Source organism: Herpetosiphon gulosus (assembly GCF_039545135.1).
In the GTDB taxonomy this organism is placed as follows: domain Bacteria; phylum Chloroflexota; class Chloroflexia; order Chloroflexales; family Herpetosiphonaceae; genus Herpetosiphon; species Herpetosiphon gulosus.
Genome location: NZ_BAABRU010000064.1, coordinates 1 through 6,516, shown reverse-complemented (window position 1 = coordinate 6,516; position 6,516 = coordinate 1). Strand labels below are relative to the sequence as shown.

Sequence of the window (6,516 nt, the reverse complement as noted above, 5' to 3'; positions counted from 1 at the left end):
CGAATACATCGAAATTTTTTATAATCGCCAACGGCTACATTCGAGCTTAGCCTACCAAACGCCCGCGATGATTGAAGCGGCGTGGAGCGGATAAGATAATTATCCATTAAATCGTGACCACATCAATAGCGGGGAAACGTAGGAATTCCTTTGGTTGCCGCTGCGGCTGCCATTGCGCCATCATCATAGATGTTTCCATGGGTATTGAGGACTTCGCCAGCAAGGTAGTAGGCCCGAAAATCATAGTTATCGGGAACGCCAAGGAGCGTTGGAAGAACTCTCAAGAATCCGATTCCGGCGAGTCCGAGGATTCCGAGAACCATCAGAAGAAGAATTCCTTGCGTTGTTCGGGAAAAAGTCCGCCAGTGCATGATCACAGAGAGTGCTTTCTTATGCTGACATGGGCAACAATTGTAACCATGTCAGCATAACCAAAAGAGGATTATTGTTTGAGACTACTTAAGGTATTACTGGTAAAGTTGGCAGTGAGAATATCCAGTGTCCCATCGCGACCTAAATCCAGCGTGGTGACCGCAATCGGATTCGATCCAACCGAGAAACTTAGCGGTGCAGCCCACCCGCTTGCGCTTCCCAATACCACCGTCACCGCATTCGTGCCGGGAATCACCCCATGGCCCAACACAATATCTACCCAGCCATCGCGATTGAGGTCTGCCGTTGCCAGCGCTTGCCCCCCATTCGCGACCGTGATCGTCGTTGGTGTTGCGCTCAGACCACTACTTGTTCCTGGGAAAATCAGCAGGGCTGGCGATTGTCCATGGGCAACAATCAGATCCAAGCGGCCATCATGGGTCACATCACTGAGCAAGGCAGCACGTGGTTCGGTTTCGGGTGCCAGGATGGTCGTTGCGCCAAACCCGCCTGTACCATTCCCATACGTATACCCAACCTGATTGCCGCTGGGACTCATGGCCACCAAATCAAGGTTGCCATCACGATTGATATCACCCACACTCAACTGGCGAATATCAGCATAGCTGGTGATTGGTAGTTCGGTTTGTCCCGTGAAGCTTCCGCCACCGGCATTCAAGTAGACCTTGACGGTCGCCCCATAGCGATTGCCAAACACCAAGTCCATGCGTCCATCACGGTTGAAGTCGCCACTGGCAACCGCAAGCGCATTGAATGGCAACGCACTGCTGGTACTCGTCGGGAAACTACCACCACCATTATTGATGAAGATCCGGAAACTCTGGGTTCCTTCATGCCCTGCCACCAAATCCAGATCACCATCCGTATCAACATCCACCGCCAATACCGCGCTGGGGTTATTGGGGTCACTCAGCGTGGTGGCTGCTTGGAATGACCCATCGGCATTCCCCAGCAAGATGCTGATGCTATAACCAAACCAATTGACCACTGCTGCATCGGGAATCCCATCGCGATTGAAGTCGCCGGTTGCTAACCCACGCGGATGATAGTTTCCATTGCTCTCAACCGTCGGTGCGAAGGCGACCTTTGGTTCATCATCACTGATTGTGATAGTTATTTCAGAAGGTTCCACTATCGCTGCCATTTCGCTGGACAGATCAACCGTGAAGGTTTCCATTCCCTCGGATACGGTATCATCAAGAATCGTGATGGGGACTACATACTCAACGGTATTGGCAGGAACGATGATTTGTGCTTGTTCAAGCAGATAGTCATCCCCTGTTGCTGTTCCATCGGTAGCCGAGAGATCGATGGTAATCGGGTAATCCACTGCTGGATTAACGATCAGCGTTACGGTACTTGATGACGTACTTTCAAGTATCGTTGCTGCTGCTGCTTCAAATGATACCGTTGGGATAACGATAGGTGTAGCTGTTGGCACGACGGTTGGCGTTTCACTCGGCACCGCCGTTGCCGTAACGGTTGGTGTTTCGCTCGGCACGACGGTTGGGGTTGCGCTTGGCCCTGCCGTTGCTGTCGCGGTTGCGCCAATCGTTGGTGTTGGCGTTGGATCAGGGATGCTCAGATGTTTGGGTTGAAGCAGAATCGTCATCGGCGCGGTAATCACTGCCGTATTCTGACTATATTCCAGCCATGCATCCTGAACGGGGTGGGTCAAGCCAATCGTGGCCCCCATCCCACTGGCAAAGAGTCCCGTCAGGGTTTGGTAATTGAAATTGATCCGGCCATCCTCGTGGAAGACCACTTCGAAGGTTTGGGAATCTTCGTAATCGCCCAATCGGGGACGAAGATCACGCCATTCAATCGCAAAGAAGCGATTCGGAGCCATTCCGCCCGTCGCGGTATACACATCCCCGCTGTTCATATCATCCCACAGTGGTGCAATCACGCCTTGGCTGGCAAGCCCCAACCAACTGAGCGATTGATTTTCGGCTGGGAGCGTTCCGCCACCAACACGCAGGTTGCCATGCAAACTGACGGTTGCCGTCGTGAAATTACTGCCATAGAACGGGATCGTAAAGGGGAAGCTTATGGCCCGATTGTTTTCATCACTAACGCCAGTAACCCGATCCGTTCCCTCAATCCACGCGGTTGCTGGTGGGCTTGCCGATGCCGCATCAAACACATCATAGTAGTTCGCGGTATCAACCTTGGGTTGAATACCTTGCAGTGCATTAACAATCGTAAAGGTTTGGGTGGCGGTGACCGCCGTGCCATGCATGATGGCCGTTGCTTCAAGGGTGAAGGTTTCGTCAAGCTCCGCCAAATCGGTATCTAGATTAATCGGCACTGTGATATAGTCAGATGCGCCCATGGCAGGTAAAATCACCGTCGTGCTGATCGGTTGATAGTCACTGCCTGCTTGGGCTGTGCCATCAAGCGTTCGGTAGTGAATCGTCAACGCCTCGGTTATAGGCGAGCCAAGCAGCAAATTGGTGCTGGCCAAGCCTTGGAATTCCCGCAGGCGTGCTTCCTCAGTGTCGAAACTCATGCGATCATTCGCGGCGATATAGACTCGTGCACGCGAAGGAGCCGTCAGTAACCCGATGCTCGGATTGAACAACTCCACGCGAAAATCTTCGATATCCTCGCTGGTGAAATCTTGCATCACGGGTACGGTAAATGTGGCGGTCGTTTCAAACGGTGCAAAGACCAAAGTTCCCGTAGTTGCTTGATAGTCGCTGCCACTGCGGGCAACCCCATCCATTGTCCGATATTGGACGGTTCGCGTTTCGGCGACGGATGAACTGGAATAAACATTGACGGCCAACTGCCCATCGGATTCATTGACAAACAACAATTCTGATGCCAGATTGGGAGTAAAGGGCAGATCATCATCGGTAATTGTGACCTGACTTGAACTGGTTTCTGGATGAATGCCAATGTTTACAGGTTCGACGATCGCAATCTTGAAGGTTTCCGTTGGCTCAATGAATGCATCATTGACCATTTCGACTGAACAGGTCGCACGGGTCGCCCCTGCCGGAATCGTCATCAGCGTATAGCGGTAGACAAAATCATCAGTGCCTGCGCTCTCACTGATGGTCGTACAGCGAAAACGCACATCAGTAGCGACAGGATGGAGGAGGTCAATATAAACACGTGCCGGATCACCCGAATTGAATGCTCGTCCTTCATAGTAGATCTGGCTGGCTGGGCTAATATGCAACGTATCATCGTCCAAGATGATGATCTGGCCTGCGGGGGTTGGCTGGTCAATGCTGTCGGTTACATCATCCAAGAAGATCGTAACAAATTCATCCCCCTCAAGCTCGCTATCATCGGAGATCGGAATCGTCATCACGGCACTGGTTTGGCCAGGGGCAAAGATCAGGGTTCCGGTGATGGCTGGCAGATCACTCCCAAGCAAGGCAGTCCCGCTCGAAAGCGCATAGGTGACACTGATCGGTGCACTATAGGCCCGATCAAGCGTGACCGTGATTGGGGTTGAGCCTTCATGTTCGCCGACGGTAAAGCTGGAATCCAAGAGTCCAACCCGATCATTATCTTGGACGACCACGGCCATGGAACGGAGTTTCCCAACCACAATTGGCACACTCGGATCATCGGCCTGTGGCTTGCCCAAGCGTAAGCCGAGATAGGCTGTTGGTTGCTTCAGAATATTATCGCTAATCGGCATGGTGACCGTGATATAGCTGGTATCTGGTGGAAAGACCAGCGTTCCACTCAGCGCCGTGGTAAAGGCTTGTTCTTTGATACCATGCCCCATTGCTTGGTATGGCACGGTGACCGTCGTTGGCAGGGTGGTATTCAGAATCACGGGAATACGTGGTTTGCGACAAAGCTTCGGTGATCGTTATCATCGAGGTGGCAAACTGCACGGTTGCCCCATTCAAAGGCGCAATCGGGGGAATCGAGTCATTCACCACCGTGTGCAAGGCCTCACGAATCTCCTCATATGAGGTTGGATTCAAAAAGATGCCGCCTGTTTCGGTGGTGAGTTCCTTCAGTTTCGCATGGGCTTCTAAATTATCATCTAAGGCAATCGCGCTGATCACCGCAGGATCAAGGGCTTTGGCGGCCTCGACCACATCCAGCGCCGTATACCCATTGCCTAAGAAGTCTGGGCCTTTGGGTTCGGTATCGGTGAACACCGTAACATATTTCGCTGCGGTCATCCGCCATGCCCCGATGCTGCCATCCTTATTGGTGAGGCCAAGCATCATCCCTGTATAAATGGGTTCGGGCATATCGCCGCCGCCACCCGCATCAAGCCCATTAACCGCATTGATAATGGCCTGAGGATTGCTTGAAAAGCCTAAGGCTGTCCGCACCCCTTGCGAATAATCAGGAATATCTTTAACATCAACGATTGCAATGCGATAATTAACCCCGCTGCGCTCAAGCTGGCTGACAATCCGCTGGATTTCCTCTTTGACCGCCGCCAGCCCCCTCGCCATACTCCCAGTCGTATCCACCACAAAGAGGTGGTCAACGGCAAGATCCCTGACGCTATATTGAATTGAAAAACATGGTGGATTCCAGTTAGGTAGGTCTGCGCCCCTGCATTCATCAATCCATGATGCTGGGTCAGAGTTATTAATAATATCTTGATCAAGAGGGCTATCCGGCACACCAAATCCTTGGTTTGCAAAATGAACAAATGTGGTATTACCAATAATGGAATTAGCAAGATTGTTTTCTTGAATAACTCTCGCATGAATATCTAAGTGACTATTATCGGGAATTATTAAGTCAAAAAAGTTGGGATAGGTATGATCATCTCCAGGTGTTCTTAATCCGCCAAGATTTGTTGTCTCACCAAGACCAATATTTTTGACATAAAACCATGATGATTGATCTTCAACCGAGGTATACAACTCGATATCAGGCCAACATCCACCACAAGGTAATCCATTATTACGTAATGAGGTAAGCTCAACCTGTAAGCGCACAGGTGCTTGAGTATTGCCAATCGGCTCATCTACATGGTTTGATGGGTAACCCCACCCAACTTGAACCGTAAAGCCAAAGGCTTCGAATTGGAATTTGTCGGGAGGAGTGTAGCCAGTAAAATCTACCGCCACTTGGACTCCAGGGTTAGATCCCAAGATCGGTGTTAAACTAATTCGTTGTGGCTCTTCTTTCAAAATATCATACACATTTGCCTTTGCCGATTCATCTGGATATCCTATCTTGGGGCCGGTTGACTTAGGACTTACTGAGCGAGGGGTAAGGTCATAAATTAACTGGGCATTGGGAGTATTATTCAGCGGGGCAGGAACAAAAAAGTTATAAATTGCTGGTGCCCCTTGAGTATTATCATTATTTGGCTCAGCAAGACGGATAGGTTGATACCAAAATCCCCTATTACAGGCTTCGAACTGACAATCCAAATCACTAATAATCAATCCCCCATCGCCAGAACCGAAAATATCGGCTTTGGTTACTTGAATTGGGGTAGTAGAATTAATTGTTCCATCCAGATTGCGGATGATACCAGTTGATCCACCAACCCCTCCACGCAGTGACATCACCACATGGGCAGGGTGAATTTCCGAGCGATAATGATTTGGGCCACCATGTCCACAATCGAACACAAAGGCTCCGCGCACATGAACATAATCACCCTTGACTGGTAAAGCCCATAGTGGGAAAGCCCCTGACTCCCATTCAACTTCGATGGCTCCGCGCTCACCAGCATCACCAGTTGCCCAATTACCTGGTTTGGCAACCATATATTCATAATCAGGGTCAGGCCGAACAAAGAAATTTCGATCACGGGAATAGTGATTGAGGGGATTATCCTCATAGGCCATAAAGGACTCGGTAACTCGGCCCTTTAATGTTCGATACTTATTTGCATCGTCAACATAAACCCATTGACTAGGGACTCCACAACTTGTAGTTTCAGAGCAAACATGATTCGCATCACATTCTGAGTCTTGGGTTAACGGTTTAGCTTGTTGAATGGTCTTAACGGGTTCAACCTCTGTGATATCCTGCGAAGCAGGTCGGAATGTGTCAAGCACGGTGAAACAGATGACAACGGAGCAAACGGACGATTAAAGAAGGATTATTCGCGCAATGCCACCGCGATCGACGGATCAGCTGGCCCGACTGGGCGGTTAATCCACACCG

3 protein-coding genes are annotated in these 6,516 nt (G+C 50.4%); all 3 read right to left on the bottom strand.

What is annotated here, in order from left to right; genetic code table 11:
- Nucleotides 1-122: 122 nt before the first annotated feature.
- The 3 genes from ABEB26_RS26555 to ABEB26_RS26545 all read right to left on the bottom strand — a co-directional run bounded on the left by ABEB26_RS26555 (nucleotide 123) and on the right by ABEB26_RS26545 (nucleotide 6,194).
- Nucleotides 123-284, bottom strand: coding sequence for a hypothetical protein (locus ABEB26_RS26555; protein WP_345725117.1), 162 nt, complete (start codon nucleotides 282-284; stop codon nucleotides 123-125).
- A gap of 158 nt (nucleotides 285-442) precedes the next feature.
- Entirely contained in the window at nucleotides 443-3,940 is a 3,498-nt protein-coding gene (locus ABEB26_RS26550) for a Calx-beta domain-containing protein (RefSeq protein ID WP_345725118.1), read from the bottom strand.
- A 103-nt stretch (nucleotides 3,941-4,043) separates the two neighbouring features.
- Nucleotides 4,044-6,194, bottom strand: coding sequence for a vWA domain-containing protein (locus ABEB26_RS26545; protein WP_345725116.1), 2,151 nt, complete (start codon nucleotides 6,192-6,194; stop codon nucleotides 4,044-4,046).
- Nucleotides 6,195-6,516 lie beyond the last annotated feature (322 nt).